Source organism: Robiginitalea biformata HTCC2501 (assembly GCF_000024125.1).
In the GTDB taxonomy this organism is placed as follows: Bacteria; Bacteroidota; Bacteroidia; order Flavobacteriales; family Flavobacteriaceae; genus Robiginitalea; species Robiginitalea biformata.
In genome coordinates this window covers 945,640-964,131 of record NC_013222.1, presented here as the reverse complement: position 1 = coordinate 964,131, position 18,492 = coordinate 945,640, and the positions used below count along the sequence as shown (strand labels likewise).

At 57.7% G+C, this 18,492-nt stretch carries 16 protein-coding genes; 10 read left to right on the top strand and 6 right to left on the bottom strand.

Features of this window, described 5'->3' with window-relative positions; all coding sequences use genetic code 11:
• Positions 1-546: 546 nt before the first annotated feature.
• On the top strand, positions 547-1,053 hold the full coding sequence (locus RB2501_RS04280) for a hypothetical protein (RefSeq protein ID WP_238528102.1): 507 nt from the start codon (positions 547-549) through the stop codon (positions 1,051-1,053).
• 36 nt (positions 1,054-1,089) lie between these two features.
• Here RB2501_RS04280 and RB2501_RS04275 read toward each other — a convergent pair whose 3' ends face one another.
• The 3 genes from RB2501_RS04275 to RB2501_RS04265 are packed head-to-tail and all read right to left on the bottom strand — an operon-like array spanning position 1,090 to position 4,081.
• Positions 1,090-1,818 (bottom strand): metallophosphoesterase, encoded by a 729-nt coding sequence (locus tag RB2501_RS04275; RefSeq protein ID WP_015753519.1) that lies wholly within the window; start codon positions 1,816-1,818, stop codon positions 1,090-1,092.
• Positions 1,815-2,900 (bottom strand): hypothetical protein, encoded by a 1,086-nt coding sequence (locus RB2501_RS04270; RefSeq protein WP_015753518.1) that lies wholly within the window; start codon positions 2,898-2,900, stop codon positions 1,815-1,817. Before RB2501_RS04270 ends, RB2501_RS04275 begins: the two co-directional genes overlap by 4 nt.
• Before the next feature lie 44 nt (positions 2,901-2,944).
• Entirely contained in the window at positions 2,945-4,081 is a 1,137-nt protein-coding gene (locus tag RB2501_RS04265) for an SPFH domain-containing protein (RefSeq protein WP_015753517.1), read from the bottom strand.
• 216 nt (positions 4,082-4,297) lie between these two features.
• Between RB2501_RS04265 and RB2501_RS04260 the strand changes: the two genes are divergently transcribed.
• Positions 4,298-5,251 carry a carbohydrate kinase family protein gene (locus RB2501_RS04260; protein ID WP_041326980.1) on the top strand — a complete coding sequence of 318 codons (954 nt, stop codon included), beginning with the start codon at positions 4,298-4,300 and terminating at the stop codon, positions 5,249-5,251.
• Entirely contained in the window at positions 5,248-7,194 is a 1,947-nt protein-coding gene (locus RB2501_RS04255; RefSeq protein WP_015753515.1) for an amylosucrase, read from the top strand. The genes RB2501_RS04260 and RB2501_RS04255 overlap by 4 nt, the downstream gene beginning before the upstream one ends.
• Positions 7,195-7,242: 48 nt before the next feature.
• Here the strand turns inward: RB2501_RS04255 and RB2501_RS04250 are convergent, their stop codons facing one another.
• The 3 genes from RB2501_RS04250 to RB2501_RS04240 form a co-directional block, all read right to left on the bottom strand.
• Positions 7,243-8,379: an ATP-binding protein gene (locus RB2501_RS04250; RefSeq protein WP_015753514.1), complete on the bottom strand. Its 1,137-nt coding sequence runs from the start codon at positions 8,377-8,379 to the stop codon at positions 7,243-7,245.
• Entirely contained in the window at positions 8,376-9,125 is a 750-nt protein-coding gene (locus RB2501_RS04245) for an SDR family NAD(P)-dependent oxidoreductase (protein ID WP_041327483.1), read from the bottom strand. The genes RB2501_RS04250 and RB2501_RS04245 overlap by 4 nt, the downstream gene beginning before the upstream one ends.
• A gap of 75 nt (positions 9,126-9,200) precedes the next feature.
• Complete coding sequence (locus RB2501_RS04240) at positions 9,201-10,076, bottom strand: aldo/keto reductase (RefSeq protein ID WP_015753512.1); 876 nt, start codon at positions 10,074-10,076, stop codon at positions 9,201-9,203.
• Between the two features lie 160 nt (positions 10,077-10,236).
• Between RB2501_RS04240 and RB2501_RS04235 the strand changes: the two genes are divergently transcribed.
• From RB2501_RS04235 to RB2501_RS04205, 7 genes are all read left to right on the top strand, one after another.
• Positions 10,237-11,238 carry an AAA family ATPase gene (locus RB2501_RS04235; protein ID WP_015753511.1) on the top strand — a complete coding sequence of 334 codons (1,002 nt, stop codon included), beginning with the start codon at positions 10,237-10,239 and terminating at the stop codon, positions 11,236-11,238.
• Between the two features lie 64 nt (positions 11,239-11,302).
• Positions 11,303-12,169 carry a DUF58 domain-containing protein gene (locus RB2501_RS04230; protein WP_015753510.1) on the top strand — a complete coding sequence of 289 codons (867 nt, stop codon included), beginning with the start codon at positions 11,303-11,305 and terminating at the stop codon, positions 12,167-12,169.
• 2 nt (positions 12,170-12,171) lie between these two features.
• Positions 12,172-13,836 carry a hypothetical protein gene (locus RB2501_RS04225; RefSeq protein WP_015753509.1) on the top strand — a complete coding sequence of 555 codons (1,665 nt, stop codon included), beginning with the start codon at positions 12,172-12,174 and terminating at the stop codon, positions 13,834-13,836.
• On the top strand, positions 13,833-14,834 hold the full coding sequence (locus RB2501_RS04220; protein WP_015753508.1) for a vWA domain-containing protein: 1,002 nt from the start codon (positions 13,833-13,835) through the stop codon (positions 14,832-14,834). Before RB2501_RS04225 ends, RB2501_RS04220 begins: the two co-directional genes overlap by 4 nt.
• Before the next feature lie 7 nt (positions 14,835-14,841).
• Entirely contained in the window at positions 14,842-15,888 is a 1,047-nt protein-coding gene (locus tag RB2501_RS04215; RefSeq protein ID WP_015753507.1) for a VWA domain-containing protein, read from the top strand.
• Positions 15,889-16,716 carry a tetratricopeptide repeat protein gene (locus RB2501_RS04210; protein ID WP_015753506.1) on the top strand — a complete coding sequence of 276 codons (828 nt, stop codon included), beginning with the start codon at positions 15,889-15,891 and terminating at the stop codon, positions 16,714-16,716.
• The gene (locus RB2501_RS04205) at positions 16,717-18,492 is read left to right on the top strand and encodes a BatD family protein (RefSeq protein ID WP_015753505.1); all 1,776 of its coding nucleotides are present in this window, start codon (positions 16,717-16,719) and stop codon (positions 18,490-18,492) included.

Genomic DNA, 18,492 nt, shown 5'->3' with positions numbered 1-18,492 from the left:
GGCATCATACACTTAACCCGTATTGGGGGTGTCGGACCGCCATGCGCCTTCGAGCAGGTGCTGGATACTGAGGAGCAGTACCATGGCTACCCATCGGGCGGCCGTGCGGAGCCGGCGATATGCGCTTTTCATTTTCATCGGATCTCGAACAAATATTACCCCGGGAACCGCAATTACCCTTCAGCGGAAGCTGTTCCCGAATACTCACAGGCGGCAGGGGGCCTGTACCCAAAGAAAAAAACCCGCCCCGACGGCTTAGCACGTACGAAACGGATTTTTAACTAACCAAACTAATCCAAAACAAGTAACTCAAATGTCGGCCCAGAGGTGGCCGCATTCCGATCCCTGGGATGTGCGGTCTGCGGTTTCGGGGCATCGACATCAAGCCTGAAACTAAAATAAGGAGACTTCCCGCCCCGCGGTACCGGATTTGTATGACTGGCACAAAATGTTGTATGATTTGCATCCGGCGATGCTACGGGTATTTTTAGTACCTTGTATACGAGCGGGATTGCCTCCCGGCCACATACGATGGAACCTGAAACGATGAAAAGCCTGTTTTGGATCATTCCGCTGCTGACCGCAGCTATCGGGATGGCCATCGGGTATGTCCTGGGCCGGAAAGCCCGGGAAGCCAGGCAGTCCGGAGAAGCCCGGTCCCTTTCGGCATCCTATGCGCGGCTGCAGGAAGAACTGGAAGCCTGCCGGCACCAGCTCGAGACGGCGAATTCGGAGGCTGTACGCCCGGATATTCCCTTCGACTACAAAGCAGCCAAGGCCGATTTCGGGGTCACCGTGCACCAGGACGACCTTAAAATCATCGAGGGCATTGGCCCGAAAATCGAAAGCCTGTTCCACAACTACGATATCAAAACGTGGCGCGCCCTGGCCGGGACCCCGGTGGCCAAATGCCAGGAAGTCCTGGATTCCGGCGGCGACCGTTATAAAATCCACGACCCTTCTTCCTGGCCCATGCAGGCCCGGATGGCTTATGAAAACAAGTGGAAGGAACTTCGGCGCTGGCAGGACGAACACCTCCACGGAAAACTCTGAGGCTCCCTTTGCCGCGGCAGCGGGCAGGGTAGCGGGCTAGGCGTTCCGCCCGGTTTCCTCCGGGTACATCTGGTAAACCGGGTCGCTTTGCCATACTTCCTTGTTCCCGGCATCGATGGCAGACAGCGGGCCGCGAAAGGCAGCCCCCGTGTCGACATTCCACACATTTGCCGCCCGGAATGGCTGGTCTTTCCCAATCCGCACCACCGGGGTATGACCGATGTAGATCTCCCGGTAATGCCGCAGGCGGGCCGGGTACAACTGGTCTGAGGGGTCCAGTCTGGCATCCAGGGAAAGGGCGGTTTCCCAAAGGGTCCGGTCCCAATAGAAATTCTTTTCAAAATACTCGTGCTCCACGCCCCGCTGGTTGGTAAACCCGGCGTGGAGAAACAACCGGTTCTCGCTATCCAGGTGGTAGGCTTTCAGGTCCCTGAAAAATTTGGCGTGTTGCCCCCGGGTGGCTGCACCCACCCCCTGGTAGGACTTTTTGGTAGCGGCGCCCCCATGCCGCAGCCAGAGTTCGCGCTCTGCCTGCCCGTTGAGCCATTCTTCACAGAGCTCATCGTGGTTGCCTTTCAGGAACAGGCAGCGGTGCTCCCGGGCAAAACCGATCAGGTAGTCCACGGTTTCGGCCGCTTCGCTCCACCCGTCTACATAATCCCCGAGGAACACAAAAAAATCCTCCTGGGCCGGGGCCACCCGGTCCAGCAATTGCCGCAAGGCCTTCAGGCCCCCGTGTATATCTCCGATTACAAGTTTTCTCATTGGGTTAGTATTCCGATTGCAGCAGCGACGACCAGTACGGCGAGGATCAGCAAGACGATTTTCCAGGTGGAATAGGGCCGGCTTCCGTGGATGGCCGACGTCTGCCCGTTGATATAAAAATTATACGTGCGGCCCTTGTAGGAATAGCTGCTGATATATACCGGGAGCAGGATGTGCTTAAAGGTTTCGTCGGAAAGCCGTATATCCGTTTGGTCGATCCGCTGAGTATCGCCCCCGATATCCCTTCGGATCCACGTTCGGGCTATTTCCCGTGCCTTGCGGAATGACTGCTGGTGGCCTTCCTTGAGGGAAACCGAGTATTTCTCGGTCACAAACCCGGATAGGTAGTCCGAATCGAAAGGTCGGAGATCCCCCAGTCGCCAGCCTGTCACAGCCGTTGGAACTTCCGCCTTGCGGTCCCGGGAAGCCGGGATCAGGATATCGTCCACAAAGCCGCTTACCCTTCCAGATGCAGGCGTCCAACGGGTTTTCCGAACCTGCCGGGTCTTGGTTCCCTCGCGGGTCCGAACCCGCTGGGTTTCGTAGTAGTAATCCCCCCGTTGGCCCGTGTAGTCGGCCTGCAAGTTGCCGTCAAATGTCCAGTACGGCAGGTAGAGGCCGTGAATGGCTTCCGGGTCCAGGGCGGCCCGTTTTAACTTTCCCGGGGCAAACCAGAGCCCCCGCACCCATTTCCGGAATAATTGCCGCGCCCGGGCCGCATCGATCTGGAACGGCACCAGGGCCCCGGGTAAAATCCAGCCCGCTTCCCGGGCGTCCTCCCGGATAAGAGGTTCCCCGCAGTACACGCAGGCCAGGGACTTGTAATTTTCGGCCACATGCTGACTGGCGCCGCAGTTCTTGCAGTGCAACAGTTCGATGGTATCCGTAAATACATGGTCGCCGCCGGTAACCTTCAGATAGTGGTCGAGTTCGAGTTCTTCAAAGCTTTTCCTGGAAGATTCGATAAATGCCTCAAAACCGCAATAATCACAGGCTATTTGTTCAGAGCCCGGCTTGTACTTCATCTCTGCCCCGCAGTTGTTGCAGGTCTTCTTCTGCTCCGAGGATGTAATTGTTTCCATATTCGGGCGGTTTCCCCCTGTGCCTCTCAACTCCATCCGAAAAATCAGTTGCCGGGCAGGGGCGGGGGTGTGCTGCCGCCAAGGAACGATTTGAGTTCCTCCACCTCGCTCAGGGCGGACCACTGGGCCATGCCCTGTTTCCAGATAAGCGTGTCCCGGTTGATTGCGCGGGAGGCAAAGAGCTCCTGCAGGCGCTCATACGGGACGGGCCCCTGCTGCCGGCCGTCGACGGCGTAATAATAAGCGGGTGGAACGGGTACCGGGGGCGGGACGGAGGCAACCGGACCGCGGGGCTGCTGCGGTTGTGCTGCCTGGGGTTGCGCCATCATGGAACCCATCTGTTGCGCCAGGACAAACCCCATGCCCATGCCCATCCCGGCGCCGGCCGTACCGCCTTCGTTGCTCGCCGCCGCCTCCATGGCCTTCGCCGCCTTGAATTGGGAGAGCTTGCTCATGTCCAGTTTGTCGAGCCGGCTGTATTCGAAGATCTCCTTTTTGAGCTCCTCCGGCATGGACACGTTTTCGATATAGAACTTTTCCAGTTCGATACCCACCCGGGCAAATTCCGGCTCCATAACCTCCCGGCAGGTTTCCGACAATTCGCTCGTATTGGCGGCGTAGAGTTCCAGGGGCAGGTTGGCCTCCCCGACCGTATCCGTAAACCGGGTGACAATCAGGCTTTTCAGGTGTTCGTTGACCTCGTAATTCGTGAAATTTCCATCCGTGCCCACCACGTCCACCACAAATTTTCCAGGGTCTTCAATCCGGAAGCTGTAGGTGCCGAAAGCCCTGATTTCGGTAAGCCCGAAACGCTCATCGCTCAGCATGACCGGGTTTTTCGTCCCCCATTTTTCGTCGGTGAACAGGCGCGTATTCACAAAGTAAACCTCCGCCTTGAACGGGCTGTCAAAGCCGTACTTCCACCCTTTGAGGGTTGTCAGTATCGGCAGGTTGGACGTGGTCAGCTCGTAGGTTCCCGGGCCAAAGACATCCGCCAGCTGGCCTTCGTTCACAAAAACGGCCTTCTGGCCTTCGCGCACAATCAGCCTGGCCCCGTTTTTAATCTCGTTCTGGTAGCGTTCGAACCGGTGGACAATCGTATCCTGGGAATCATCCAGCCATTCGACAATGTCGATAAACTCGTGACTCAGTTTTTTCTTGATTTCATCAAATAATCCCATATCGAAATAATTAAATTGCTCCTGCGGGCCTGCGCCACGAGGGAGATTGTAAGGTACTACCTGCGAGGCATTCTTAAAAGCCCTTCCCAGATAAATCCTTGAAAATTTGGGGAGATCCTCGAATTCTGTTTACATTTCCAAACGGAACCGGACGCTGCGAAGCCGCTGGCCTCGATCTGCCGAACCCCGGCCAGGGCCAGAAAGGAACACATTAGTATGAAACAGATTTTTTGTGTGGGCGAACTGCTCATCGACTTTGTAGGCGAAAACCAGGGAAGCGACCTGTCCAGGGCAGTGATGTTCACAAAGAAAGCCGGGGGCGCACCGGCAAACGTAGCCAGTGCCATTGCCCGTCTCGGCGGCCGCAGCGCCTTTGTAGGCTGTATCGGGGAGGATCCTTTTGGGGAATTTCTCCTGGACGTACTCCGGGAAAACCGGGTGGATACGCAGTTTTTGCAGCGCAGCGAAACTTTTACCACCCTGGCCTTTGTCTCCATTGCGGAAGACGGGGAGCGGGATTTCGTGTTTAGCCGGGGGGCCGACCGCGAGCTGCAATACATGCCCGAAGTCAAAAAGTCCTTCCGAGGGAATATGATCCACCTGGGGGCCGCCACCGCATTGCTCGGCGGGCCGCTTGAAAAGGCCTACGGGCATTATTTCTTCGACGGGCTCACCCAGCGGGCCTTTATCAGCTTCGACCCGAATTACCGCCACGACCTTTGGAAAAACAAGGCGGCCGTTTTCAGGAAAAAATGCATCCCTTTTATCGAGAAGTCCAACCTCTGCAAATTCAGCCTGGAGGAAGCGCAATTGCTCAGCGGGGAGGAGAGCCTGGAGAAAGCCTGTTCGGTGCTCCACGATATCGGTACGGAAATTATCGTGATTACCCTGGGGGGTGACGGCACCTGGCTGAGCACACGTGCGGGGCAGCGGACCATCCCGAGTATCCGGGTGGAGCCCGTGGACACCACGGGGGCGGGCGACGCCTTTATCGGTTGCCTGCTTTGGCAGCTGGCCGCCCGCGAAGACCTGGAACACATCGCCTCGGATGTGGAGGCGCTAGCTGAAATGGTGCGCATTGCCAATGCCGCAGGCGCCGTGACCACCACGCGGTTCGGCGCCATCGAGGCACTTCCGGACCAGGAGCAATTGAATCGGGCACTGGCATGAACCAGGTAGCAATCCATCGTCTGCTGGCCGGGAAAAGCCTGGCAAAGCCATCCAAAAAGGACCTGCCCGCCCTGTTCGAAAAACGGCTGGCCGCCAATCTCACGCTGATTCAGGACTTGTATTATTCGCTTTACCCGGGTCAGGATGCCGCTTTTGAGGAATTGCCCGGGATGCTGGGAAAACTCTTCCGGGATCGGTCGGAAGACCTTCGTTTACAGGACCTGGAGCGCCTGAACGAAGGGGCCTGGTACCAATCCGAGAAATGGGTGGGCATGCAGTTGTACACCGACCGTTTCAGCGGGGACATCCGGGGGCTGATCGACAAGCTCCCCTACTTCGAAAAACTCGGCGTCAACTTCCTGCACGTCATGCCGCTTACCCGCCAGCCGAAAGGGGAAAACGACGGGGGATACGCCGTTAGCAGCCACACGGAGATCGACCCCCGGTTTGGCACGGAAGCCGATTTCCTGGAATTCACCGGAGCGTGCCGGGATAAAGGGGTCTGCCTGATGCTGGATTTCGTGGTCAACCACACCTCCGACCAGTATCCGTGGGCCCAGAAAGCAAGGGAGGGGGACGCCGAATACGCCGGGTATTACTACATGTTCCCGGATCGGACCCTGCCCGACCTGTACGAGGAAACCCTGCCGGAAATCTTCCCGGAAACATCGCCCGGGAATTTCACCTTTATCCCGGAAACCGGCCAGTGGGTCATGACCGTCTTCAATCAGTACCAGTGGGACCTCAACTACACGAACCCCAGGGTATTCCTGGCCATGCTCAAAAATATGGTGGTCCTGGCCAACAAAGGCGTGGACGTATTGCGGTTTGACGCCCTGGCATTCCTCTGGAAAAAACTCGGGACGAACTCCCAGAATCTCCCGGAGGCACACCAGTTGATTGCGCTGTTCCGGCTTTGCCTGCAGGTGGTGGCCCCCGGGGTCGCCATCCTGGCCGAAGCAATAGTGGCACCCCGGGAAATTGTCCGGTACTTCGGGGAAGGCCGCCTGGCCGGCAACGAGTGCGAGGCGGCGTACAACGCCACCTACATGGCCTGCCTGTGGAATTCCATCGCCACCAAAAAGACCAACCTGCTCTACCGGAGCCTGGCGGATATCGCGTCAATCCCCGAATCCTGCAGCTGGATAAACTATATCCGCTGCCACGACGATATCGGGCTCGGATTTGACGACCGGCAAATTGAAGCCCTCGGGTGGAACCCCGCCGCACACCGGCGGTTTCTGTTGGATTACTATTGCCAGCGCCTGGAGTGGTCCCCCTCCCGGGGCGTACTCTTTATGTACAACCCCGTTACCGGGGACGGACGGATAACCGGGAGCACGGCCTCCCTGCTGGGTCTGGAAGAGGCCCTCGATTCCGGGAACGCGGCAGATGTGGAAACGGCCTTCGACAAAATCGTCATGATGTACGGGGTTATCCTGGCTTCGGCGGGCATCCCGCTCATTTATGCCGGGGATGAAATCGGGATGCTGAACGACTATTCGTACCTGCGGGAAAAGGACAAGGAAAATGACAGCCGCTGGGTAAACCGGCCCATCCACGACTGGGAGGCAGTGGCCGCCCTGGACGACCCCAATCGCCTCCCGTCCCGGATTTTTTCAAGACTGCAATCGCTGATCCGACTCCGGAGGAAGCTGCCTTCACTGGGTGGCGGCAAATCGGTCCTCCACCACCCGGGGAACGAGCACCTCTATGTCTTTGAGAGAAAGGCGGAGAAAGGCTCCCTGCTGGTTGTCGCCAACTTCGACGAAAACCCGCAGGTACTCAACGCCACCTGGGTTCGCAACCTCGGGTACCTCAAGGGCAGCGCATATACGAACCTCGTGGACGGAACGTCCCATTCGGTACAGAGCGCATTATTGGAAATCAGGCCCTACGGCCTGCTCTGGCTGAAAACAGTGGAGGGGGCCGGGGCAAAATAACCTGCCGTCCGGGTAAATCCCCGGAACCTACCCCCGGGGTATTCCCCTTTAATTGTACCGGACTTTCCTGAGAATCCGGATGGCCTCCTTCAGGGAATTGTACACCCTTTCGTCCCGACCCCGAAGCCACTCCCGGGCACTGTACATCAGGTCGCCGGCGCTTTCAAAGCCGTTCAGGTAGCAGATGAGCAGGGTGGATGGGAACTGGAGCAGGTCCTTTTCTTCCGAAGGCCTCAGGGGGATCCCCTGCCGGAGCTTGGCGGCCAGCGCCTTGTTGGCATTGAAAATGTGGTGAAGCGTTTTCCGGTCGTACTGGGGCGGCTCAAAAATCAATTCGCTCAGGATTTGGTATGTCCCGTTGTCCGCAAACCGGATGGATACCTTCTCCAGGGGGTAGTAGCGCTTGCGGCCGGCCAGGCCCAGGTAGACATATTCCACGATGTCGAACGATTCCGAATCGAAGGCGATGGACACCTCGTCCAGGGCCGAATAGAATAGTTTGACCTGTTCGTTGATCAGTTCGATGTCCACACGGGAGTAGTATTCCGCTTCCCCCACCACCTTCCTGTTGCCGGCCCAGCAAAGCACGAATTGTTCTTTGAATACCCGGTAATGGCTGGTGAGGTCTCGGTGCCGGTAGTTCAGAAAGTCGATCACCCCGTCCAGGGTCAGTTCGATGTTGTTCCGGGCGTTCTGTTCTATCGCCGCCACCACCCCGGAATTGACATCCCGCAATTCCAGGTCGAAATTCTTCGGCATGCTGATACTGCCTTCCCGGAAAAAGACCGCGCCGCCGTAATACTTCCAGATGTTCTTGCGCAAAGCGCAGATTTCCCCCGATGAGGTAATCGTCACCAGGCCCACCACCTTGCCTTCGGCCAGGTGCGGGAAGAGTACATTTTCATAGGTGATCAGCGGGGGGTTCTCCAGGTAGGCGTTCACCAGGTTCTGGATCTTGCTGTCGTCAAAAAAGTCGACGCCCAGGATTTCATTGTCCGCATCCTCCACCCCGATGACGATATACGAACGGTTGGCCGGATTGCTGTTGGCCAGGGCGCAGACGTGTTTCAGGAATTTGGCCTTCCCTTCCTTGCGGCCTATGTCGATCGATCGCTTCTTGTCGTAAAAGCTGTTCTCGTCGTTGTGGGCCAGGAGGTTCTTTATCAGCAACCGCTTGTTGATCATGGGGCTTTGCGGACTTGTGTGCTGCTGGCCTGGGCCGTGGGCATGACTACCAGGTCTGCAATGTTGACGTGGGCCGGCCGGCTCAGGGCAAACCAGATGATGTCCGCGATGTCTTCCGGACGCAGGGGCTCGTACCCCTCATACACGGTTTCGGCCCGTGCCTCATCCCCCTTGAAACGCACCTTGCTGAACTCGGTTTCAACCAGGCCCGGGTTGATGGCCCCCACGCGGATGCCCTCTGCATTCAGGTCGATGCGAAAAGCCTGGTTCAGGGCGTCTACTGCGTGCTTACTCGCACAATAGACATTCCCTTTCGGGTAGACCTCTTTCCCGGCGGTCGAGCCGATGTTCAGGAGGTGGCCCCTGCCGCTTTTGATCAGCGACGGGAGAAGGGCCCGTGTCACGTAGAGCAGGCCTTTGACGTTGATGTCGATCATGGCGTCCCAGTCGTCCGGGTCTCCCTCCTGTATCGGGTCCAGACCGTGGGCATTCCCGGCGTTATTGATCAGTGTGTCAACGGGTGAAAATGCTTCCGGGAGCGAGGCAAAAGCCGCTTCCACATCCAGCCGGTTGCGCACGTCAAACGCCAGGGTATGCACCTTGCTTCCCAGCTCCTCCTTCAACCCGACCAGCCGATCCCCCCGCCGGCCGCAGGCAATGATGCGGCATCCCTTGCCGGCGAGCAGAAGGGCCGTAGCCCGTCCAATACCGCTGGTGGCGCCTGTAATGCAAACAATTCGATCCATATAGTTCATTTAAAGGGCCTCCCGGCCCGGGCGATTTTCACCGGCCAACCCTGTCCTGCCGGCCCGGGGAACGGTTCAGGGGACCTTATGCCCCTGAGCAGCGACCAGCAAGTCAAACCAGTCCTCCGGCTCCAGTTCAATTTTCTCTGCGCGGACAGCACCCCGGAGCCTTTTGGCTTTTGTGGTGCCCACCACGGGCCGGATGCCCGCCGGGTGCCCCATGAGCCAGGCCAGGAGCAACTGGCTTTCGTCCGCCCCGTACTTTGGCATGAGCGCCTCCATGCAGGCTGCCAGCCGGTCCCTTTCGGGCCCTTCCTCACGAAAGAATTTCCCCAAGGGGCTCCAGGCCATCGCCTCGCGCCTGCCGGTCATGCAATCGTCCAGCGTGCCGTCGGTAAGCGGGTCGCGGGCCGAAAGCGAACACTCGAATTGATGCGCCTCTACCGGGGCAGCCGTTTCGATCAGCCGGATCTGGGAGGGGGTAAAGTTACTGACCCCAAACCGCCGGACCTTCCCCGCGGCCTTCAACCGGTCGAAGGAGGCGGCAACTTCCCCGGGCTCCATAAGCGGGCTGGGCCGGTGCAGCAATAGCAGGTCCAGGTAGTCCGTTTCCAGGTTTTCCAGGGATGTTTCGGCAGATCGGACAATATAGTCCGCATCGTACTGGTAATGCTTAACCCGGATGGGCCGGGCGTCGCAGACATACTGGATCCCGCATTTGCTGATCAGCCGGATTTCCTCCCGGTCCACGCCGCTACCGGCAAAGGCCTTCCCAAAGGCGGCTTCCGTGGTATACCCTCCGTAAATATCGGCGTGGTCGAAGGTGCGGATACCCGCCTCCAGGCAGTCGTGTATGAGCTGCTCCATCGATGCCGTATCCAGATCGCTTCCCCACACCCCCCAGGTCATCGTCCCGGCAATGATGCGGCTCTCTTTATTCGTGTCTTTCATAGGCTGCTTAAAGTAAATAGAAAATCCCTTAAAACCATCATAAAACTAGGGGTTTCCGAACATTTTTAACCAATCGTTAACAGGCAGTCAGTAAATAAATTTTCAATTTGCGCAGTACAACTAAACTCGCTTATTGACAAACAATTACTAAAGCATTTTTATGGAAGAGACCAAGGCAGTAGACATTAGCGCTGTGAATGAGAAAATTGCCGAAGAGAGCGCTTTTATCGATCTACTGGTTCAGGAAATGGACAAGGCAATCGTGGGCCAGCGGCACATGGTGGAGCGGTTGCTCATCGGGTTGCTCGGGCGGGGCCATATCCTGCTCGAAGGTGTTCCGGGGCTGGCGAAGACGCTTGCCATCAATACGCTTTCCCGGGCGGTCAAGGGCAGTTTTTCCCGTATCCAGTTTACCCCCGACCTGTTGCCCGCGGACGTCATCGGGACACTCATATACAACATCAAGGAAAACGACTTTTCCATCAAACGCGGGCCTATCTTTGCCAATTTCATCCTGGCCGATGAGATCAACCGCGCCCCGGCCAAGGTACAGTCCGCCCTGCTGGAGGCCATGCAGGAACGACAGGTGACCATCGGGGACGAAACTTTTATCCTGGACGAGCCTTTCCTGGTGATGGCCACGCAAAACCCGGTGGAGCAGGAAGGAACCTATCCGCTCCCCGAAGCCCAGGTAGACCGGTTCATGCTCAAGACGGTTATCGACTACCCGAAGATGAACGAGGAACAGCTGATCATCCGGCAAAACCTGCAGGGTACCCAGCAAAAGATCCAGCCGGTGGTGAGCCTGAAACAAATCCTGAGTGCCCAACAGGCCGTTCGGGAGGTCTATATGGACGAAAAAATTGAGAAATATATCCTCGATATCGTGTTTGCCACCCGGTTCCCCGAAAAATACCAGCTCGGGGGCCTCAAACCGCTGATCAGTTTCGGGGCTTCCCCCCGGGGTAGTATCAACATGGCGAATGCCGCCAAATGCTATGCTTTTATCAAACGGCGGGGATACGTGATCCCGGAAGACGTCCGCGCAGTGGTTCACGACGTGCTGCGCCACCGGATCGGCATCACCTATGAGGCCGAGGCGGAGAATGTGACATCCGAGGAAATCATCAACCGGATTGTCAACGAGGTAGAAGTCCCCTAGCGCCAGGCAGCCGGGCAGCCCCCTTTGAGGCCGGCACCGGCCCAACCTGCAATCCCGCACCTGTATGGATACCAAAGAGCTCTTAAAGAAAGTACGGAAGATCGAGATCAAGACGCGCCGCTTGTCCGATCACATCTTCGGAGGGGAATACCATTCCACCTTCAAGGGGCGGGGAATGACTTTCAGCGAAGTCCGGCAATACCAGTATGGGGACGACGTCCGATCTATCGACTGGAATGTCACCGCGCGATACAACGAGCCATTTGTCAAGGTATTCGAAGAGGAGCGGGAACTCACCCTGATGCTCCTGGTGGATATCAGCGGCTCGGAGTTCTTTGGTACGGTCGGGCAGTTCAAGCGGGAGGTGGTTACCGAGGTTTCGGCCACCCTGGCCTTTTCGGCCCTGCAGAACAACGACAAGGTGGGCCTGATTCTGTTCTCGGACGAAGTGGAGCTTTACATCCCACCGAAAAAGGGAAAAAGCCACGTTTTACGCATTATCCGGGAGCTGTTGGAATTTGAGCCCAAAAGCCACCGGACAGACCTTTCCGAGGCGCTGAAATTCCTGTCCAACGTCATCAAGAAGAAGGCTATCGTTTTTGTGCTTTCCGATTTTATGGCCGAGGATTACGAGAAGACACTCCGGGTAACCGGCAATAAACACGACCTGACGGGCATCCGGATCTACGACCCGATGGAAAGTGATATCCCGAACCTCGGGATGGTCCGCATGCTGGATGCCGAATCCGGAAAGCTGCGGCTGGTAAATACCCAGTCCCGGCGCTTGCGCAATGCCTATGCCGCCCATTACCGGGACCGGGTAGGCTACTACCGGGATACTTTTACACGTGCCGGGTGCGGGACGCTGGATTGCCGGGTAGACGAAAGTTATGTGAAAAAACTGCTCGGGTACTTTAAACGCAGAGGATAGCGATGTTACAGGAAATACCCCCATATAAAACCCCGGCCGGGTTGCTGCTCAGGCGGCTGCCCGCCCTGCTCTTCCTGTTGGCGGGCCTGCAGGTTGCGTTTGCCCAGTCGCTGCCGCTGGTCTCCTCCGAAGTGGATACCACAGCCATCCGTATCGGCGAACAAATCCGGTTTACGGTTCGCGTGGAGGCGGACACCACAGCCCAAGTCATTTTCCCGGACGGCCAGACTTTTTCGCCCCTGGAAACGGTGGAGGCTTTCAAGACCGATACCACCCGCCGCGACAACCGCCTGGAGCTCCTGAAAACCTACGCGCTCACCCAGTTCGATTCCGGGGCTTACCTGCTGCCCAGCCAGCGGATTGAAATAGACGGAAAAGGGTACTTCACGGATTCGCTTTTTGTCTCGGTGGCCACCGTCCCGGTAGATACCCTGGAACAAAACCTGTACGACATCAAACCCATGGTGGAAGTGGAGGGGAACCCCTGGCGCTGGATCCGGTGGCTGGGCTGGACCCTTCTCGTACTCCTGCTGGCCGGTGGGGCACTCTACTGGTTCGTCTTCCGGGAAAAGCCGCTGACCGAAGCGGAGCAGGAGGCCCTCTTACCCCCATATGACCGGGCGCTGATTGAGCTGGAGCGACTGGAATCTACCCGCTACCTCATCCAAGATGATTTCAAGGGGTATTACACGGAACTCACTACCATCGTCCGGGCGTACCTGGAAGAAGAGGTACACGTGACCGCCCTGGAAAGTACCACGGAAGAACTCATAACCAAACTGGAGCTCCTGCGGGATGCCGGGCAACTCAACCTGGATGCCGAGACGCTGAGCCGGTTTCGTCGGATCCTGCAGACGGCCGACCTGGTAAAGTTTGCGAAATCCAAACCCCCGCTGCGGGAGGCGGAAGCAGACCGGGAGCAGGTTCGTGACATCGTGGTGCGGACCCATGACGCCCTGCCCGAGCCTACGGAAGAGGAACTTATGGAGCAGGAGGAATACCGGCAGGAAATCCTCAGCCAGCGACGCCGCAAACGCCTGCGGGTGGGCCTGGCAACGGCAGCGGGTATCCTCGTGGTGGGCCTGGTATCCGCCCTGGCGTACTTCGGGCCCGGAAACGTGCGGGAAGCCGTTTTCGGCACGCCTACAAAATCCCTGCTGGAAGGGGAATGGATAGCGAGCTCCTATGGTTACCCGCCCATTTTACTGGAAACCCCGGAAGTACTTTACCGCAAAGAGGTGGAACTTCCCGCCGGGGCGAAAGGGAGTATCCGGGACATGGATGTGTTCGCTTACGACAATCGCCGGGCCAATTTTTCCATCATGGCCAGCTCCACCCTTTTCGCAGACCCGGAGTCCGAACCCGATTTTGAACAGAGCATTGAGAAAGTCCTGGAACAATTCGAGGCCTCGGGTGCGCGGAATATCATCATGAAACAAGAGTCTTTCACGACGATTTCGGGCGTGGAAGGCGTGCGCGTGTACGGAAAGGGTACCTTTGACCTGCCCGATTCCTCCGGGAGCATGGAAGGGGCTTACAGCATCCTGGTTTTCGGCGGTAAGGGGTTCCTGCAGCAGGTAGTGATGACCTGGGAAGACGGGGATGCCTATTCGGAGGATATTGTGGAACGCATTGTAAAAACACTGGAAGTTAAAACTACCGTATGATCGGCGCTGATATTGAATTTGCAAACCCGGAATACTTCTGGCTGCTGCTGGCACTGCCCCTGGCGGTGCTTTGGTATGTCCTGAAGCGGAACCGGCAGGGCGCCAGCCTGCGAATTCCTTCGCTGAAGGGCTTTGGAAGGCCCGGCTTGCTGAGCCGGCTCCAACCGGCCCTCTTCGCGCTCCGGCTGCTCGCGCTGGCCGCCGTGATCACCGCCATGGCCCGGCCGCAGACCCAGGACATTTCCACCCGCACCAAGACCACCAAGGGGATCGATATTGTCATGGCCATCGACGTGTCCTCCAGCATGCTGGCCCGGGACCTGCGTCCCAACCGGCTCTCCGCCCTCAAGGAAGTGGCTGCCGAATTCATCCGGAAGCGCCCGAACGACCGTATCGGCCTGGTGGCCTATGCGGGGGAAAGCTATACGAAAACGCCGATCACCAGCGATAAATCCATCGTGCTGGGGGCCCTGCGGGAGATCACCTACGGACAGCTCAACGACGGAACGGCCATCGGCATGGGCCTGGCCACTTCGGTAAACCGCCTCAAGGAAAGCACAGCCATTTCCAAGGTGATTATCCTCTTGACGGACGGGGTGAACAACGCCGGTTTCATCGAACCCCAGACAGCCGCAGACCTCGCCCTGGAATACGGCATCAAAACCTATACGATTGGTTTGGGAACCAACGGAAACGCCCTCTCCCCCATCGGGTACAACCCGGACGGATCGTTCCGCTACGGCATGCGGCAGGTGGAGATCGACGAAGAGCTGCTCACCGATATCGCCACGGCCACCGGAGGGGAGTATTTCCGTGCCACGGACAACGAAAAGCTTGAGGCGATCTACGAAGAGATCAACAAACTCGAAAAAACGGAGGTGGAAGAATTCAAATACTACCGGTACGAGGAAAAATTCAGGCCGTGGGTCTATCTGGCAGGGGCTTTGCTGCTCCTGGAGTGGGGCCTGCGATTCACTGTGTTCCGGAGTTTTATATAATCAGGCAATGATACAGTTCGACGAACCCATCTATTTTTACCTGCTGCTGGTCATCCCGGTACTGCTGGTGCTGTATCTCGCCCACCATATCTGGAAGAAACGCACCCAGCGCAGGTTTGCGGACCCCCGGCTGCTGCGGCGCCTGGCACCGGACCGCTCCCTCTTCAAACCGCAACTGAAACTCCTGCTGTTCCTGCTGGGCCTGGCCTTCCTGATCCTCGGGTTGGTCAACCCCAAGATGGGCACCAAACTGGAGACCGTCAAGCGGGAAGGGGTGGACATCGTATTTGCCGTTGACGTTTCCAAGAGTATGCTGGCCGAAGACATCGCCCCGAACCGCCTGGAAAAGGCCAAGCGCCTCGTATCCGAAATCATCAACGAACTGGCCAGCGACCGGGTGGGGATCATCGCGTACGCCGCCCAGGCCTTCCCCCAGTTGCCTATCACCACGGATTACGGGGCGGCCAAAATGTTTTTGCAAAGCATGAATACGGATATGCTTTCCTCCCAGGGGACCGCCATCCACGAAGCCATCGAACTCGCGGCCACCTATTTTGACGATGAGGAGCAGACCAACCGGATCCTCTTCCTGGTTTCCGACGGGGAGGACCACGCCGAGGACCAGGTAATGGACGCCATTGAACAGGCCACCGACCAGGGTATCCGCATCTTTACCATCGGGGTGGGGAGCGCCCGGGGAGCGCCCATCCCCATCAAGCGGAACGGGGTCCTGGAAAGCCTGAAAAAAGATGCCCGGGGGGAAGTGGTTATCACGCGGCTGAACGAATCGATCCTTGCGGAAATCGCCTCGGAGGGCAATGGGGAATACATTCCGGGGGCCAATACCGCAGCTGCCGTGGAACAGATCAGCGGGCTGCTCCAGCAAATGGACAAGAAGGAATTCGAGGCCCGGCAATTTGCCGAGTTCAAAGACCAGTTCCAGTGGTTTCTGGGCGCAGGGCTCCTGCTGTTGTTTTTGGATATTTTTGTACTCGAGCGCAAAACCGGCTGGCTCAGGAAACTGGATTTGTTTAATGAAAAGAAAGCTGCCTGAATGAAACGGATCGCATTTTTCACCCTGGTAATAATGTCCTGCGCCGGCTGGGTACGGGCCCAGGAAGCCGGTGCGCCGGATCCCAAGGCGATGGATGCCTCCCGGGAACTGACCCGGGAAGCCAACGAGGACCTGTCCGAGGACGATTTTGTGAGCGCTGAGGCCAACTACCGCCGGGCCATTGCCAAGAGCCCCGAAAATACGGCTGCCCCTTACAATCTCGGACACGCCTACTACCGCAACGACAGCTACGGGGAGGCATTCGGCCGCTTTAAGGAGGCCGGGGAACGGGCCGGGGAAAAGTCCCAGAAACACAAGTCCTACCACAATATGGGCAACGTGTTTATGAAGCAGAAAGATTACAAACAGGCGGTTGAAGCCTATAAGGAGGCCCTCCGCAACGACCCGACAGACGAGGAGACCCGCTACAACCTGGCCCTTGCCAAGGAGCTGCTGAAAAAAGACCAGGAACAACAGAAGCAGGACGAGGAAAACCAGGAGCAGGAACAGGAAGACCAGCAGGAGGAAGAGCAGCAAAACCAGGAACAGAACGAGGGCGATAACGGGGAACAGGAGCAGGAGGAAGACCAGCAGCAAAGCGGGGGCGAAGACGAGCAGGAGGAAAACCGGGAAGGCGACGGGGACCGCAAGGAGGAACAGGACCGCAAGCCGGAACAGAACCAGGAACAACCCCGCCCGAATCAGCTGTCGCCCCAGCAAATCCAGAACCTGCTGCAGGCGATGGAGAACGAGGAGAAGAAAGTAAAGGAAAAAATTGACGCCCAGAAGGTCAAAGGGGCCCCGGTTAAAACTGAAAAGGACTGGTAGATGCGGATACGGGGCTGGATCATATCGTTATTTCTGGCCTTCTCGGCCACTGCCCTGCTGGGGCAGGAGGACGGGGAAGTTACCTTTGAGCTGAAACTGAGCAAGGAGCGGCTCGGGGTAAACGAACGCCTGCGGGCCGATTTTGTGATGAACAAAGACGGGGACAATTTTGTGCCGCCGGATTTTGAAGGGTTCCGCGTGTTGATGGGGCCCTCCCAGTCCATCAGCTCCTCCTGGATCAACGGGGTGCGGTCCTATTCCAAGACGTATACCTATGTGCTGGCCCCAGAGGCCAAAGGCCGGTTTACCATCGGTCAGGGAACCATCGTCATCTCAGGGGAAGTCCATAAGACCATCCCCCGGGAAGTCACCGTCACGGAAGCCGTGGACAACCCGAACGGCGCCCCATCCGTAGACGAAATCGCCGACGAGAACCTCCACCTCGTTGCTGAGGTGTCCAAGACCAACCCCTACATGAACGAACCGGTGAGCGTGGTGTACAAACTCTACTTCAGCTCCACGGTGGGTGTTTCGAATTTCAGGCCCCTGGACAACCCGAAATACAACAATTTCTGGAGCCAGGAAATCCCTTTCAGCAAATACAGCATCGAAAATGGCACCTACGGCGGCCAGCCCTACCGGTACGTCGTGCTGAAACGGGTGGTCCTCTACCCCCAGAAAAGCGGCGAACTCGCTATAGAGCCCCTGGCCCTGGAGGTTTCCCTGGAGGTACCCACGGACAAGCGGAACTTTTTCGGGGAGCGCATCTACGCCACTGCGAATAAAACCGTCTCTGCCGGCCGGCGGACGCTGCAGGTACGCCCCCTGCCGGAAGCCGGGAAACCGGCAGGCTTCAGCGGGGCCGTCGGCGACCTGGATTTTGAGGTAACGACCAGCAAAACGAGCCTCAAGGCCACGGAATCGCTTCAGGCCACCGTGTCGGTGAGCGGCAGCGGAAACCTGAAACTCTTCCAGTTGCCAAAGCTCACGCTCCCGAGTTCCCTGGAGGTCTACGAACCGGAGTTCAGCGAAGACATACGCACCACCATCAGCGGCATGCAGGGTTCCGTTTCCGAGCAATATACCATTGTCCCGGGGTTCCAGGGCAAGTATCCCATCCCCCCCATCAACTTCTCCTGGTTTAACCCGCGCACGGAAACCTACGAAAGCATGAGCTCCGACGAGATTACCATTGAAGTCACAGAGGGGCCCACGGCTGTTGCGGCCAGTACACCTGCAGCCCCCGGAGCCGTTAAATCGCCGGTGATTTCGGGCAACCAGTTTTATTTCATCAAGCTGCGGCCGGAACTCAGCAGCAAAACCTGGAGCCCGTTCTTTGGAAGCCGGGCTCATATAATCTGGCTGCTGGCACCCCTGCTCCTCATCCCTTTGTTTGTCGTCCTTCGAAGAAAACAGGAGGAGCGCCAGCGGGATGTAGTCGGGAACAAGGTGAAGCGGGCCAACCGCCTGGCGAGGCGCTACCTGTCCCGGGCGCGCAAGCTACTCGGGCAAAAGGACGCCTTCTATGTTGCCCTGGAACGCGCCCTGCACAATTACCTGAAGGCCAAACTGAAGATCGAAACCTCGGAATTCAGCAAGGACAAAATCCGCGAATTGCTCACGGACCGGGGCGTGGCTTCGGACGCCGTCGACGATTTCACCCGGTTGCTGGAAAATTGCGAAATGGCGCGGTACAGCCCGTTTTCGAGGGTGCAGATGCAACAGGATTACGACAAGGCGAGCGAGGTGATCACCGAACTGGATAAATCCCTGTAA

Bases quoted from the DNA above. Each gene is read 5' to 3' on its own strand.
- RB2501_RS04280 (WP_238528102.1), top strand. From the start codon at position 547: ATGAAAAGCCTGTTTTGGATCATTCCGCTGCTGACCGCAGCTATCGGG.
- RB2501_RS04275 (WP_015753519.1), bottom strand. From the start codon at position 1,818: ATGAGAAAACTTGTAATCGGAGATATACACGGGGGCCTGAAGGCCTTG.
- RB2501_RS04270 (WP_015753518.1), bottom strand. From the start codon at position 2,900: ATGGAAACAATTACATCCTCGGAGCAGAAGAAGACCTGCAACAACTGC.
- RB2501_RS04265 (WP_015753517.1), bottom strand. From the start codon at position 4,081: ATGGGATTATTTGATGAAATCAAGAAAAAACTGAGTCACGAGTTTATC.
- RB2501_RS04260 (WP_041326980.1), top strand. From the start codon at position 4,298: ATGAAACAGATTTTTTGTGTGGGCGAACTGCTCATCGACTTTGTAGGC.
- RB2501_RS04255 (WP_015753515.1), top strand. From the start codon at position 5,248: ATGAACCAGGTAGCAATCCATCGTCTGCTGGCCGGGAAAAGCCTGGCA.
- RB2501_RS04250 (WP_015753514.1), bottom strand. From the start codon at position 8,379: ATGATCAACAAGCGGTTGCTGATAAAGAACCTCCTGGCCCACAACGAC.
- RB2501_RS04245 (WP_041327483.1), bottom strand. From the start codon at position 9,125: ATGGATCGAATTGTTTGCATTACAGGCGCCACCAGCGGTATTGGACGG.
- RB2501_RS04240 (WP_015753512.1), bottom strand. From the start codon at position 10,076: ATGAAAGACACGAATAAAGAGAGCCGCATCATTGCCGGGACGATGACC.
- RB2501_RS04235 (WP_015753511.1), top strand. From the start codon at position 10,237: ATGGAAGAGACCAAGGCAGTAGACATTAGCGCTGTGAATGAGAAAATT.
- RB2501_RS04230 (WP_015753510.1), top strand. From the start codon at position 11,303: ATGGATACCAAAGAGCTCTTAAAGAAAGTACGGAAGATCGAGATCAAG.
- RB2501_RS04225 (WP_015753509.1), top strand. From the start codon at position 12,172: ATGTTACAGGAAATACCCCCATATAAAACCCCGGCCGGGTTGCTGCTC.
- RB2501_RS04220 (WP_015753508.1), top strand. From the start codon at position 13,833: ATGATCGGCGCTGATATTGAATTTGCAAACCCGGAATACTTCTGGCTG.
- RB2501_RS04215 (WP_015753507.1), top strand. From the start codon at position 14,842: ATGATACAGTTCGACGAACCCATCTATTTTTACCTGCTGCTGGTCATC.
- RB2501_RS04210 (WP_015753506.1), top strand. From the start codon at position 15,889: ATGAAACGGATCGCATTTTTCACCCTGGTAATAATGTCCTGCGCCGGC.
- RB2501_RS04205 (WP_015753505.1), top strand. From the start codon at position 16,717: ATGCGGATACGGGGCTGGATCATATCGTTATTTCTGGCCTTCTCGGCC.